Annotated in this window: 14 protein-coding genes and 1 tRNA gene; 8 read left to right on the plus strand and 7 right to left on the minus strand. The window is 69.1% G+C overall.

The window, feature by feature from the left end:
• The first annotated feature begins 265 nt into the window (after positions 1-265).
• Positions 266-338, plus strand: a tRNA-Leu gene (locus DEU36_RS00435).
• On the opposite strand, the gene DEU36_RS00440 is transcribed toward DEU36_RS00435, so the two are convergent.
• Positions 298-1,176 carry an EamA family transporter gene (locus DEU36_RS00440; protein WP_120264279.1) on the minus strand — a complete coding sequence of 293 codons (879 nt, stop codon included), beginning with the start codon at positions 1,174-1,176 and terminating at the stop codon, positions 298-300. The genes DEU36_RS00435 and DEU36_RS00440 overlap by 41 nt on opposite strands.
• Before the next feature lie 72 nt (positions 1,177-1,248).
• On the opposite strand from DEU36_RS00440, the gene DEU36_RS00445 reads away from it, so the two are divergent.
• The 4 genes from DEU36_RS00445 to ilvA all read left to right on the plus strand — a co-directional run bounded on the left by DEU36_RS00445 (position 1,249) and on the right by ilvA (position 4,842).
• Positions 1,249-1,728 carry a MarR family winged helix-turn-helix transcriptional regulator gene (locus DEU36_RS00445; RefSeq protein WP_120262438.1) on the plus strand — a complete coding sequence of 160 codons (480 nt, stop codon included), beginning with the start codon at positions 1,249-1,251 and terminating at the stop codon, positions 1,726-1,728.
• A gap of 78 nt (positions 1,729-1,806) precedes the next feature.
• The gene (locus tag DEU36_RS00450) at positions 1,807-2,373 is read left to right on the plus strand and encodes a LemA family protein (protein ID WP_120262439.1); all 567 of its coding nucleotides are present in this window, start codon (positions 1,807-1,809) and stop codon (positions 2,371-2,373) included.
• 64 nt (positions 2,374-2,437) lie between these two features.
• A complete protein-coding gene (locus tag DEU36_RS00455; RefSeq protein ID WP_120262440.1) occupies positions 2,438-3,619 on the plus strand; it encodes an AI-2E family transporter in 1,182 nt (393 codons plus the stop codon).
• Complete coding sequence (gene ilvA / locus DEU36_RS00460) at positions 3,616-4,842, plus strand: threonine ammonia-lyase (RefSeq protein ID WP_120262441.1); 1,227 nt, start codon at positions 3,616-3,618, stop codon at positions 4,840-4,842. Before DEU36_RS00455 ends, ilvA begins: the two co-directional genes overlap by 4 nt.
• Positions 4,843-4,867: 25 nt before the next feature.
• Here ilvA and greA read toward each other — a convergent pair whose 3' ends face one another.
• Together greA and DEU36_RS00470 are read right to left on the minus strand one after the other, a co-directional pair.
• Positions 4,868-5,359, minus strand: a complete 492-nt coding sequence (greA, locus tag DEU36_RS00465) for a transcription elongation factor GreA (protein WP_120262442.1) — start codon at positions 5,357-5,359, stop codon at positions 4,868-4,870.
• A gap of 84 nt (positions 5,360-5,443) precedes the next feature.
• Positions 5,444-5,839: a DUF4307 domain-containing protein gene (locus DEU36_RS00470; RefSeq protein ID WP_120262443.1), complete on the minus strand. Its 396-nt coding sequence runs from the start codon at positions 5,837-5,839 to the stop codon at positions 5,444-5,446.
• An 80-nt stretch (positions 5,840-5,919) separates the two neighbouring features.
• Between DEU36_RS00470 and DEU36_RS00475 the strand changes: the two genes are divergently transcribed.
• Positions 5,920-6,165: a hypothetical protein gene (locus DEU36_RS00475; protein ID WP_120262444.1), complete on the plus strand. Its 246-nt coding sequence runs from the start codon at positions 5,920-5,922 to the stop codon at positions 6,163-6,165.
• 16 nt (positions 6,166-6,181) lie between these two features.
• Here DEU36_RS00475 and DEU36_RS00480 read toward each other — a convergent pair whose 3' ends face one another.
• On the minus strand, positions 6,182-6,874 hold the full coding sequence (locus DEU36_RS00480) for a hemolysin III family protein (RefSeq protein ID WP_120264280.1): 693 nt from the start codon (positions 6,872-6,874) through the stop codon (positions 6,182-6,184).
• Positions 6,875-6,971: 97 nt separating this feature from the next.
• Here DEU36_RS00480 and DEU36_RS00485 point away from each other — a divergent pair, with 97 nt between their 5' ends.
• Together DEU36_RS00485 and DEU36_RS00490 are read left to right on the plus strand one after the other, a co-directional pair.
• Positions 6,972-7,748, plus strand: coding sequence for an isoprenyl transferase (locus DEU36_RS00485; protein ID WP_120262445.1), 777 nt, complete (start codon positions 6,972-6,974; stop codon positions 7,746-7,748).
• A 191-nt stretch (positions 7,749-7,939) separates the two neighbouring features.
• Positions 7,940-9,295: a PhoH family protein gene (locus tag DEU36_RS00490; protein WP_396652141.1), complete on the plus strand. Its 1,356-nt coding sequence runs from the start codon at positions 7,940-7,942 to the stop codon at positions 9,293-9,295.
• Between the two features lie 45 nt (positions 9,296-9,340).
• On the opposite strand, the gene DEU36_RS00495 is transcribed toward DEU36_RS00490, so the two are convergent.
• Genes DEU36_RS00495 through DEU36_RS00505 form a run of 3 tightly spaced genes read right to left on the minus strand, consistent with a single transcriptional unit; the run spans position 9,341 to position 12,370 of the window.
• Complete coding sequence (locus DEU36_RS00495) at positions 9,341-9,994, minus strand: response regulator transcription factor (protein WP_120262446.1); 654 nt, start codon at positions 9,992-9,994, stop codon at positions 9,341-9,343.
• Entirely contained in the window at positions 9,991-10,965 is a 975-nt protein-coding gene (locus DEU36_RS00500; protein ID WP_259455158.1) for a cell wall metabolism sensor histidine kinase WalK, read from the minus strand. The genes DEU36_RS00495 and DEU36_RS00500 overlap by 4 nt, the downstream gene beginning before the upstream one ends.
• A gap of 10 nt (positions 10,966-10,975) precedes the next feature.
• A complete protein-coding gene (locus DEU36_RS00505; RefSeq protein ID WP_120262447.1) occupies positions 10,976-12,370 on the minus strand; it encodes an aspartate ammonia-lyase in 1,395 nt (464 codons plus the stop codon).
• Positions 12,371-12,398: the final 28 nt, after the last annotated feature.

Genomic DNA, 12,398 nt, shown 5'->3' on the forward strand with positions numbered 1-12,398 from the left:
GCGGGTTGGGTTGGCAGGTTGTGCCCCTTCACGGGTCGCGCGTGGGCGGGTACTGCCAGGTGAGTGGGTTGCGTGGGTGCTGCTGCGGGTTGGGTGGGCAGGTTGTGCCGCTTCGCGGGTCGCGCGTGGGCGGTTACTGCCAGGTGAGTGGGTTGCGTGGGTGCTGCTGCGGGTTGGGTTGGCAGGTCGCGCCCCTTCGCGGGTCGCGCGTGGGCGGTTACTGCCAATCAAGCCGCCCGGTGGAAGCCCGGTAACGTGGGACCGGGCCCCCGTAGCCCAATGGCAGAGGCAGGCGACTTAAAATCGCTTCAGTGTGGGTTCGAGTCCCACCGGGGGTACGTTCGACGCTCTCGTCCGCGGTTGAGCCACCGCGGCGGTCACCGACGCGAGCACTGTCACCAGCCCGACGGCTTGAAGAGCGCTCAGCGTCTCACCGGCGACGACCAGGCCCAGCACCACGGCCACGACGGGGCTCAGCAGCCCGACGAAGGCGGGCAGGTGCGTCGGGAGCGACCGCACGCCGCGGAACCAGAGCACATACGCGAGCGCTGTGCCGACGAGCGTCAGGTATGCGTACGCGCCGAGTTGCGGCGCCGTGGGAAGCGCGTCGGGCGGCGGCTCGACGACTGCCGTGAGCGCGGCGAGAAGGATGCCGCCGGCGAGGAGCTGCCACGCCGTCACCGCAAGCGGGGGCTGACCGGCGCCCCACCGCTTGGTCAGCACCGTTCCGACGGCCATCGACACGGCGCCGCTGAGGGCGGCGGCGACGCCGACGGGGTCGAGCGCGGCGTCGCCGGGCGCGACGATGAGTCCGACCCCGATGACCCCGGCCGTTCCGGCGATGATCGTGACGACGGTGAGCCGCTCGGACAGGATCCGCCAACCGAGCACGGCGACGATGAGGGGCTGGATGCCGCCGACCACCGCGGCGACCCCGCCCGGGAGTCGATCGGCGGCGATGAAGAGGCAGCCGAAGAACACCGTGAAGTTCAGAGCGCCCAGGGCCCACGAGCGCCACCACCACGATCCGGTCGGGAGTCGCCGTGCCACGAGGAGCAGGATGAATCCTGCCGGCAGCGCGCGCACCGTCGCGATCAGCAGCGGATGCCCGGGCGGGAGGAACGTTGTGGTGGTGAGGTAGGTGGTGCCCCAGACGACGGGCGCGAGGGCGGTCATGACGAGGAGCGCGGTCCGATTGCTAAGCACTTAGGCATAATAGCTCAGTGCTTAGCGACTAGGATCGCGGGCATGGACCATGTCGACCGGATCTTGGAGCAGTGGGCGAGAGAGAAGCCCGGGCTCGACGTCACCCCGATGGCTGTGATCGGACGGCTCGGACGGGCAGCGGCATCCGTTGATGCCCGCCTCGCCGCGACCTTCGCGAGCCACGGCATCGACGCGGCCACCTTCGACGTCCTCGCCACACTCACCCGACAGGGGGAGCCGTACGAGCTGACGCCGGCCGGGCTCGCGGCCGATGCGATGATCACCTCGAGCGCCGTCGCCCAGCGACTCAACCGCCTCGAGGCGCTGGGGTACGTCAGCCGCCACCCCGATCCGGCTGACGGGCGGGGAAAGATCGTGCGGCTGACCGAGGAGGGCCGGCGTATCGTCGACCGCGTGCTCCCGGACCACCTCGACACCGAGCGGGCGGTGCTCGATCCGCTCTCATCCCGGGAACAGGCTCAGCTGGCCGAGATGCTCTCCCGGCTCGTCGGGGGTGGGTAAGACCTGCGAGTTCGCGGGCGCGGCCGATGGCGCCGGACGAGTGCTGGTTAGACTGGACCCGGAGAGAGGGGACATGCAATGGAGTGGCTGATCCCGGTCATCGTCGTCGTCGCGTTGCTCGCTGTCGTCGGCATCTACCTGTGGGCGACGTACAACTCGCTCGTAGCGCTCAACGTCCGCGTCGACGAGGCGTGGAGCGACATCACGGTGCAGCTGAAGCGTCGGGCCGACCTTCTTCCCAACCTCATCGACACGGTTCGCGGATATGCCGCACACGAGAAGGCGGTCTTCGAGAACGTCACCCGCGCCCGCGCCGAGATTCTCTCTGCGAGCGGTCCCGCAGAAGCGGGTGTGGCCGAGGGACACGTCCAGCAGGCACTGAAGTCGCTCTTCGCCGTGGCGGAGGCATATCCCCAACTGCAGGCGAGCCAGAACTTCCTGCAGCTGCAGCAGGCGCTCGTCGACACCGAAGACAAGATCCAGGCGTCGCGCCGCTTCTACAACGGCGGCGTGCGTGAACTGAACACGAAGATCAAGGTGTTCCCCAACAACCTGTTCGCTCGCAGCCTCGGGTTCACCGAGCGCGAGTTCTTCGAGGTCGAGAACGGCGCGGCGATCGCCGAGCCGCCGCGCGTGCAGTTCTGAGCACCCGCTCTGAGACCGCCGCCGACGGTCGGGCGGATACGCGTCGGAGTCCTAGACTGACGGGATGAGCGACGACAAGGTCGGGCGATCGTTCTTCGACGCCCTGCGCACCCGGACCGTTGCCACCGAGACGTCGCCGAGCATTCCGCGCGGCCTGCGCCTGGCCACGGCATACTCGTGGCGGCTGCTCGTGGTCGCGGCGGCGGCGGGCGTGGCGATCTGGATCATCATCCAGCTGAAACTCCTGGTCATCCCGCTGCTCATCGCGATCCTGCTGGCTGCGCTGCTCTGGCCGGGCCTCCTCTGGATGCTCGAGCACCGCGTGCCGCGCTGGGCGGCGATCGTGCTGAGCGTGCTCGCGACGATCGCCGTCATCTCGGGCCTGCTCTGGCTCGCCATCTGGCAGATCAGCCGGCAGTGGCCGTCGGTCCAGGGGCGGACGGTCGACGCCGTCGGCCAGCTGCGGCAGTACCTCATCGACGGCCCGCTCCACCTCACATCAGCGCAGATCGATGACCTGCTCCAGCAGGGCTGGGGGTTCGTCGAGCAGCAGGCCTCGCTGCTGTGGTCCGGGGCTCTGGCGATCGGATCGACCGTGGGTCATGTCGCGACGGGCGCTCTGCTCGTCCTCTTCATCCTGCTGTGCATCCTCGCCGACGGGGGCCGCATCTGGCGCTGGGTGGTGCGTCTGTTCCCGCGTCAGGCGCGGCCCGCGGTCGACGGCGCGGGCCGGACGGGCTGGCGCACCGTCGTGACCTATGCCCGAACCCAGCTCCTCGTCGCGACGATCGACGCGACCGGCATCGGCCTGGGTGCGCTGCTCCTGGGGGTGCCCCTCGCCGCCCCCATCGCGGTGCTGGTCTTCCTCGGTGCGTTCATCCCCTTCGTCGGAGCCGTCGTCACCGGTGCTCTCGCGGTCTTCCTGGCGCTCGTCTACAACGGCCCCTGGATCGCCCTGTGGATGCTCGTGATCGTGCTCGGCGTGCAGCAGCTCGAGGGGCACATCCTGCAGCCACTGCTCATGGGCTCTGCCGTCAAGGTCCACCCGCTCGCCGTCGTCATCGTCGTCGCCGGCGGAGCAATGATCGCAGGCATCCCCGGTGCGTTGTTCGCGGTACCCCTTGCCGCCTTCGTCAACGTCGTCGTGCTCTACATATCGCGACGATCGTGGGAGACAGGGGTCGCGCCGCGGCCCGATGAGATGATCTGGAGCACCGTGCCCCGAGACCGGAGGAAGAACGCATGACCGGACCCACTCCGGCCGATCTCGACGCAGCCGCGGCGGTGCTCGACGGCGTCGTCACCCGCACCCCCATGGAGTATTCCGAGCACCTCTCGGATCTTCTCGGCGTGCCGGTGTATCTGAAGCTCGAGAACCTGCAGCGCACCGGGTCGTTCAAGATCCGCGGCGCGACCTACCGCCTCTCGCGCCTCACCGAGGAGGAGCGCGCCCGCGGCGTCGTCGCGGCCTCGGCGGGCAACCACGCCCAGGGCGTCGCGCTCGCGGCGCAGAAGCTCGGCATCCGGGCGACGATCTTCATGCCGTTGGGTGTGCCCGTGCCCAAACTCCTGGCCACCCGCGGGTACGGCGCCGACGTCGTGCTCGAAGGCGCGACCGTCGAGACGCCGCTGAGGCTCGCGGCGGAGTTCGCCGAACGCACCGGTGCGGTGCTCATCCACCCGTTCGACCACCCCGATGTCATCACGGGCCAAGGAACCCTGGGTCTCGAGCTCGTCGATCAGGTGCCCGACATCGAGACGCTCCTCATCCCGATCGGGGGAGGCGGGCTCATCGCCGGTGTCGCTGCAGCCGTGAAGGGGCGCGCTGCGGCCGAGGGGCGGCGCGTGCGCGTGATCGGGGTGCAGGCGGAGAACGCCGCCGCCTACCCGTCATCGCTCGCCGCGGGGATGCCGCTGGCCGTCGAGACGACCCCGACGATCGCCGACGGCATCGCGGTCGCGCGCCCGGGCGACGAGACGTTCGCCGTCATCCGCGAGCTCGTCGATGAGGTCGTCACCGTCTCGGACGACGACATCGCCCGGGCGCTCCTGGTGCTTCTCGAGCGTGCTAAGCAGGTCGTCGAGCCGGCGGGTGCCGTCGGTGTCGCCGCCATCCTCGCCGGCAAGATCACGGCATCGGGACCGACGGTCGCCGTCCTCTCGGGCGGGAACATCGACCCGTTGCTGCTCCAGCGCGTCGTGGCGCACGGGCTCGCGGCATCCGGTCGCTACATGACGCTGCAGATCCCCCTGCCCGACCGCCCCGGTCAGCTGGCGAGAGTCTCGGAGCTGCTGTCGGTGGCGGGTGCCAACGTGATCGAGGTGCTGCACACGCGCCATGGGCAGGGACTGCAGATCAGCGAGGTCATCCTTCAGCTGAGCGTCGAGACGCGAGGCGAGGAGCACCGCGCTCAGGTCATCGCGGTCCTCGAGGATGCCGGCTTCGCGCCGACGGTCGTCTCCGATTGACGAGCGCCGGCGCGAAGCGCGCGGGTCACTGTCCCGAGTAGGTCTCGACCTTGACGATCTCGACCGAGATCTCGCGGCCGTTCGGGGCGGTGTACGAGGTCTTCTCGCCCTCCTTGAGGCCGAGGATCGCCTCGCCGAGGGGTGAGGCCTCGCTGTAGACGTCGAGCTCGGAACCAGCCGCGATCTCGCGGCTGCCGAGCAGGAAGACCTCTTCGCCGCCCGCGACGAGCGCCGTGACGACGGTGCCCGAGAGCACCGTGCCGTCGGACTCGGGAGCCTCGCCGACGGTGGCGTCCTTGAGTAGCTGCTGGAGGGTGCGGATGCGCGCTTCCTGCTTTCCCTGCTCGTCCTTCGCGGCGTGGTAGCCGCCGTTCTCCTTCAGGTCGCCTTCCTCGCGCGCGGCCTCGATGCGCTTGGCGATCTCCTCGCGCCCCGTCGTCGAGAGGTGTTCGAGCTCCGCGACGAGACGGTCGTAGGCGTCCTGCGTGAGGAAGGTGACGGGAGCGTCGTTCGACATGTGATCTCCTTGCACTGGCGCGGCACACAGCCGCCTATGGCGAACGCCCCGGCATCCGACCGGGGCGCACAAGAAAGACCTAGACTACGGGATCCAGCAAGAGGTCACCAAACCATTCGTCGCGAGGGCGACGGTCGGAATCGTCTCGGTGAACGCCCGAGAGACGCCGTCTGCAGCCGGGTACTCCACGACGCGCCATCCGACCACGCCGTGCTCGGTGTCCTGCGCCTCGAGGGCGCAGGCGAGCGGTTTGTCTCGAGCCCCGCTGACCTGGAACGAGACGACGACGGAGTGTTCGTCGATCACCTGGAATCCGGTCGCGTCGGTGTCGACGGAGTTGATCGCCCCGGTCACGGTAGTCCACGCCACGAGTCCGAGAACACCCGCACCCAGCACGCTCGCGACGGCGATCAGGATGCGGCGCGAGCGCTTGTCGCGCGTCCGACCGTATCGCTGGTCGAGCTTGAGCTGTGTGGTCATCGTGGCGGTCTCCGAGGCGGTTCTGACGGGATTAGGCTGGTGTTTCCAGGCTAAGCGCTTCTCGCGCAGATCGAGGAACCATGAACTCCCAACTGTGGCTCATATCGGCGGCGACACCGATTCCCGAGATCACGGTCGACCCCACGTCGGTCACCCCCGGACCGTGGGGCTTCGGAGCGATCGTGATCCTGACGATCGCCGTCGTGCTCCTGTTGCTCGACATGCTGCGGCGTGTGCGTCGCGGGCGCTACCGAGCCGAGGTGCGCGAGCAGCTCGACGAGGAGGACGCCGCCGCACGCGGCGAGCGGGACGCCGACACGCGCTGACCGCCCGCCGGGCGCGTCAGCCGGCGTGGTACGCGGGCTCGAGCGCGATGAGCAGGCACGCCGTCCAGTGGCAGAGGAACGCCAGGACCGTGCACACGTGGAAGATCTCGTGGAACCCGAAGTGCCCGGGCCACGGGTTCGGCTTCTTGATCGCGTAGACCACGGCTCCACCGCTGTAGAGCAACCCGCCGACGATCACGAGCACCATCATGGCGGCGTTGGCCTCGAAGAGCGGGACGATGTACATCACCGCACCCCAGCCCAACGCGAGGTAGAGCGCGACGTAGAGCCAGCGCGGCGCGTGTATCCAGAACACGCGGAAGAAGATCCCTGCGATCGCACCACCCCACACCAACGACAGCAGCAGCACCGTCTGGTCGGTCGGGAGGGCCAGCACGGCCAGCGGCGTGTAGGTGCCGGCGATCAGCAGAAGGATGTTCGCATGGTCGATGCGTTTGAGGATCGCCTTGGTGCGCGGCTTCCAGTCGAAGCGGTGATAGAGCGCGGAGTTTCCGAACAGCAGCAGCGAGGTCGTCATGAACACGGCGCTCGCCCACTTCGCCGGCGCTCCGTGCGCGAGCACGATCAGGACGATGCCGGCGGCAATCGCCACGGGGAAGGTCGCCGCGTGGATCCAGCCGCGCCAGGTCGGGCGGAGCTCGATCTGCGCGCTCGCGGCGGCGGCGTCCAACAGAGGCAGCTGGGGCATCTCGACGCCCTCATCGGGTGCGGGTCCGGTCACAATGACGAGCGTACGCGCCGCCGTATGCCAGCGTTCACATGAGGTCGGGGAGTAGCGTAGGGGAGTGGCTGCGAACCGCGGACGAGGACCCCTCTATCGACTGTATGCGTCCCGGCTGCGCCGGCACCTGACACCGGAGACGGTTCCACATCACGTCGCGATGATGATCGATGGCAATCGGCGCTGGGCGCGCCAGGCGGGATATCCGACTCCCGCCGAGGGGCACCGTGCCGGCGCGGCGAAGATGCACGAGTTCCTCCGCTGGTGCGACGAGCTCGGCATCCGCGTCGTGTCGCTGTACCTGCTGTCGCACGACAATCTCGCCAAGCGCGACTCGCGCGAGCTCGCCGACCTGCTTGAGATCATCGCAGAGCTCGCCGAGACGCTCTCGAACGAGCCGGGTTGGCGCGTCCAGCACGTCGGCCGGGCCGCTCAGCTCCCGGATGACCTCGCGCGGGTCCTCGCGAAGGCGGAGGCGCACACGCGGGACAACACCGGGCTCCACGTCAACCTGGCAGTCGGCTACGGCGGGCGCGGCGAGATCGTGGATGCCGTGCGGAGCATCATCACGAGCCACCACGAGCGGGGTGGGTCGATGGAAGAGCTCGCGGAGAGCCTGACCCCGGAGCAGATCGGCGAGCACCTCTACACCGGCGGACAGGCCGATCCCGACCTCGTCATCCGGACCTCGGGCGAGCAGCGGCTGAGCGACTTCCTGCTCTGGCAGTCCGCGCACAGCGAGTTCTACTTCGTCGAGGCGCTCGGACCCGACCTGCGCGAAGTGGACTTCCTGCGCGCGATCCGCGACTTCGCGACGCGCGATCGTCGATTCGGCGGCTGACGCCGACGCCCGCAACGCAGAGTTCACCGTCTCGAAACGTTCGTGGGCGTGTCGGTTTCTCCCGCTGCCGGTCACCCGCCGTACTGTCGTCGCAACGGGCACGGCGCCCGTTCGAGTCGGCCTTCTCACGACTCGTGACCCACGGTCGACTCGTGTTAATCGGGTGAGACACCCGAGGCGGGGAGTGGGTTGTGGCCGCACGAGCAACAGAGCAGCAGCGTCGCGTCATCCACTACGGAGGTGACGACCTCGATCAGGAGCTGCGCACCTACGTTCTGGACACATCGGTGCTGCTGAGTGATCCGCGAGCGTTGTTCCGCTTCGCCGAGCACTCGGTCGTCGTCCCCGTCGTGGTCGTCACCGAACTCGAAGCCAAGCGGCACGATCCCGAGATCGGCTACTTCGCGCGCCAGGCGCTGCGACACCTCGACGACCTGCGGGTCGAGCACGGTCGGCTCGACTTCCCGGTTCCCGTCGGTGAGGGCGGCACGCTGCGCGTCGAGCTGACGAACACCGATCCCTCGGTGCTGCCGGCCGGGATGCGCCTCGGCGACAACGACACGCGCATCCTCGCCGTCGCGATGCACCTCGCCCACGAAGGCCAGCCCGTCACGGTGGTGTCGAAGGACCTTCCGATGCGTGTCAAAGCTGCCTCGCTCGGCATCAGTGCCGAGGAGTATCTGGCCGAGCAGGCCGTGGACTCGGGATGGACCGGCATCGCGGGCATCGATCTCTCGGGCGACGAGATGAGCGACCTGTACGAGAGCGAGGTCGCCACGAGCGACCAGGTGCGCGGGGTGCCCGTGAACACCGGGCTCGTGATCCACTCGGAGCGGGGGTCGGCCCTCGGGCGGGTGACCGGTCCCGGGTCGTTCCGGCTCGTGCGCGGTGATCGCGACGTCTTCGGGCTGCACGGACGCTCCGCCGAGCAGCGGATCGCGATCGACCTGCTCCTCGATCCGGATGTCGGCATCGTGTCGCTGGGAGGCCGGGCCGGAACCGGCAAGTCGGCACTCGCGCTGTGCGCGGCGCTGGAGTCGGTGCTCGAACGGCAGCAGCAGCGCAAGATCATCGTGTTCCGTCCGCTCTTCGCCGTCGGTGGCCAGGAGCTCGGGTACCTCCCCGGCGATGCCCAGGAGAAGATGAGCCCCTGGGGTCAAGCCATCTTCGACACGCTGGGTTCGGTCGTCTCCGGCAACGTCGTGGAGGAGATCATCGCCCGCGGGCTGCTCGAGGTGCTGCCGCTGACCCACATCCGCGGACGTTCGCTGCACGACGCGTTCGTCATCGTCGACGAGGCGCAGTCGCTCGAGCGCAACGTCCTGCTGACGGTACTCAGCCGGATCGGTCAGAACTCGCGTGTCGTGCTCACACACGACGTGGGCCAGCGCGACAACCTCCGGGTCGGTCGTCACGACGGCATCGCATCGGTGATCGAGACGCTCAAGGGCCATGACCTGTTCGGACACGTGACGCTCACGCGCTCGGAGCGTTCGGCTATCGCGGCGCTCGTCACCGACCTGTTGGAAGCCGGCGAGCTCAGCTGAGGAACGGGACGCGCCGGCTCCGTTCCGCAGAGTGCGGAGCCGGCCTCAGTCCCAGCGGTACCCCTCGCCCCGGACCGTGACGATGCGGGATGCGCCGACCTTGCCCCGCAGATAGCGCACGTACACGTCGACGACGTTGGAGCCGGGGTCGAAGTCGAGCTCCCACACCCGGCTCAGCAACGTCTCACGGCTGAGGACCTCGCCGGCGTGGCGGAGGAATTGCTCCGCGAGGGCGAACTCGCGTGCCGACAGGTCGATGTCGCGGCCGTCGACCGTGGCGCGCCGGGTCAGCATGTCGAGGCTCACTCCGTCGCGCGTGATGACGGTGGCCGGCCCCGGAGTCTCGCGCAGGCGCGACCGCACCCGGGCGAGGAGCTCAGCCACGACGAACGGCTTGGGCACGTAGTCGCTCGCGCCGGCATCCAGGCCCTCGACGGTGTCGTTCGTGCCGCTGCGCGCCGTCAGCATGATCACGGGGACGGCCGAACCCGACGCGCGGATGCGGCGCAGGACGTCGAAGCCGTCGATGCCCGGCAGCCCGACGTCGAGGATGACCAGGTCGATCTCCTCGGTGTCGAGCAGCTCGAGCGCCGTCTCACCGTCCTCGGCGACGACGGGCTCGAGGTTCTCGGTGCGCAAGGCGCGCTCGAGGAGGGCGATGATGTGGGGTTCGTCATCGACGAGCAGGATGCGGGTCATCCGATCTCCTTGCGCTGGAGCACGACTTCCCCGGCCCGCACCGGCGCCGGTAGGCGCAGGGTCGAGCGGAGCGGGATCGTGATGGTGAAGGTGGCGCCGCCGCCGGGTGTCTCGGTGACGGTGCAGGAGCCGCCGTGGCCTTTGGCGATGGCGTCGACGATCGCGAGGCCCAGTCCGGACCCGCCCGCCGAACGACGCCGACCGCCCCGGTCGAAGCGGCGGAAGATGCGGTGTCGGGCAGCCGGCGGGATGCCGGGGCCGTGGTCGCGGACCCAGAGGTGGAAGGCCCCCGCGTAGACACCGCTGCCGAGCTCGATCGCGGTGCCGGCGGGGGTGTGTTTGGCGGCGTTGTCGGCGAGCTGCAGCCAGGCCTGCAGCAGACGGTCCGCGTCGCCGTGGATGATGCCGCGCTGTGTCGACTCCACCGCCCATTCGTGTCCCGGGATCACGGTGACCAGGTCGACGACCCTCTGGGTGAGGCTCTCGATGTCGACCTCGTCCATCGTGAAGCGTTCGCCCTCCACGGAGGCGAGAAGATCGATGTCGCCGATGAGTCGCGTCATCCGGTCGAGCTCGCCGATCGCGATCTCACGCACGGCGTCGACGTCGGCCGGGTCGCTCGCGTCGACGAGCTCGAGGTGCCCGCGCACGATCGCGATCGGCGTTTTCAGTTCGTGGCGGACGTCGTCGAGCAGCCGACGCTGGGATTCGACCGCGGCGTCGAAGGCATCCTGCGCAGCCGCCTCGCGGGGCGGTGTCGCCAACAGGGGCCACCCGACGAGCCCCACGGTGAGAAGGGTCGCGAGCCCGACGAGGGCGAAGACCAGCACCGCCGCCCACGGGAGGCGCGCCCCGACGAGGAGGAAGACCAGCAGCGAGCCGATCGCGGCGACGACGAAGCCGGCGCACACGATCACCAGGACGATCCCCAGGATGCGTGCGCGCCGGGCTTCCGACCGCGACGGGTTCACCCTCCGATTATCAACCAGGGTGAGTCATCGAGAGCAGGTCGAGCTTGTCGTCGAGCTGCGCTTCGGTCAGCTCGCCCCGCTCGACGTAGCCCAGGTCGATCACCGCTTCGCGGACGGTGATGCCCTTCGCGACGGAGTGCTTGGCGATCTTCGCGGCGGCCTCGTACCCGATGAGCTTGTTGAGCGGGGTGACGATCGACGGCGACATCCCGGCGAACGCCGCTGCGCGCTCGACGTTCGCCTGCAGGCCGGCCACCGTCTTGTCGGCGAGCACACGCACGGCGTTCGAGAGCAGGCGGATCGACTCGAGCAGGGCGGTTCCCATGACGGGGATCGCGACGTTGAGCTCGAACGAGCCCGAAGCGCCGGCCCAGGCGACCGTCGCGTCGTTGCCGATGACCCGCGCCGACACCATCAGCACGGCCTCGGGGACGACGGGGTTGACCTTGCCGGGCATGATCGAGGAGCCGGGCTGGAGGTCGGGGATGTGCAGCTCGCCGAGGCCGGTGTTCGGGCCCGAGCCCATCCAGCGGATGTCGTTGTTGATCTTCGTCAGCGACACGGCGATGGTGCGAAGGGCCCCCGACGCCTCGACGAGACCGTCACGGTTGGCCTGAGCCTCGAAGTGGTCCTTCGCCTCGGTGATCGGCAGCTCGGTCTCGGCCGCGAGCAGCTCGATGACCTTCTGCGGGAAGCCGAGAGGCGTGTTGATCCCCGTCCCGACGGCGGTGCCGCCGAGGGGCACTTCGCCGACGCGGGGCAGCACGGCCTGGACGCGCTCGATGCCGAGACGCATCTGGCGTGCGTATCCGCCGAACTCCTGCCCGAGGGTGACCGGCGTCGCGTCCATGAGGTGTGTCCGGCCGGACTTCACGACATCCTTCCACTCCTCCGCCTTGGTCTCGAAGGCGACCGCCAGGTGGTCGAGCGAGGGGATGAGGTCGTCGATGAGCGCCTGGGTCACGGCGATGTGCACCGACGTCGGGAAGACGTCGTTGGACGACTGCGAGGCGTTGACGTGATCGTTCGGGTGCACCGTGCTGCCGAGCGCACGAGTCGCGAGGGTGGCGAGCACCTCGTTCATGTTCATGTTCGACGACGTACCCGAGCCGGTCTGGTACGTGTCGACGGGGAAGTGGGCGTCGTGGCGGCCGGTGACGACCTCATCGGCGGCGGCGGCGATCGCGTCGGCGATGGCGGGGTCGAGCGTCCCGAGCTCTTTGTTGGCGAGCGCGGCGGCCTTCTTGATCCGCGCGAGCGCGGCGATCTGGCTCGACTCGAGTCCGGAGCCCGAAATCGGGAAGTTCTCGACCGCGCGCTGGGTCTGCGCGGCGTAGAGGGCGTCCTTGGGGACGCGGACCTCTCCCATGGTGTCGTGCTCGATGCGGTACTCGATGTCGGTCACGTCGTTGTTCCTCTCTCGGTGGGGATGT

It is taken from the genome of Microbacterium sp. AG238, from assembly GCF_003610405.1.
Classification (GTDB): Bacteria; Actinomycetota; Actinomycetes; order Actinomycetales; family Microbacteriaceae; genus Microbacterium.

Bases quoted from the DNA above. Each gene is read 5' to 3' on its own strand.
- DEU36_RS00440 (WP_120264279.1), bottom strand. From the start codon at position 1,176: ATGACCGCCCTCGCGCCCGTCGTCTGGGGCACCACCTACCTCACCACC.
- DEU36_RS00445 (WP_120262438.1), top strand. From the start codon at position 1,249: ATGGACCATGTCGACCGGATCTTGGAGCAGTGGGCGAGAGAGAAGCCC.
- DEU36_RS00450 (WP_120262439.1), top strand. From the start codon at position 1,807: ATGGAGTGGCTGATCCCGGTCATCGTCGTCGTCGCGTTGCTCGCTGTC.
- DEU36_RS00455 (WP_120262440.1), top strand. From the start codon at position 2,438: ATGAGCGACGACAAGGTCGGGCGATCGTTCTTCGACGCCCTGCGCACC.
- ilvA (WP_120262441.1), top strand. From the start codon at position 3,616: ATGACCGGACCCACTCCGGCCGATCTCGACGCAGCCGCGGCGGTGCTC.
- greA (WP_120262442.1), bottom strand. From the start codon at position 5,359: ATGTCGAACGACGCTCCCGTCACCTTCCTCACGCAGGACGCCTACGAC.
- DEU36_RS00470 (WP_120262443.1), bottom strand. From the start codon at position 5,839: ATGACCACACAGCTCAAGCTCGACCAGCGATACGGTCGGACGCGCGAC.
- DEU36_RS00475 (WP_120262444.1), top strand. From the start codon at position 5,920: ATGAACTCCCAACTGTGGCTCATATCGGCGGCGACACCGATTCCCGAG.
- DEU36_RS00480 (WP_120264280.1), bottom strand. From the start codon at position 6,874: ATGCCCCAGCTGCCTCTGTTGGACGCCGCCGCCGCGAGCGCGCAGATC.
- DEU36_RS00495 (WP_120262446.1), bottom strand. From the start codon at position 9,994: ATGACCCGCATCCTGCTCGTCGATGACGAACCCCACATCATCGCCCTC.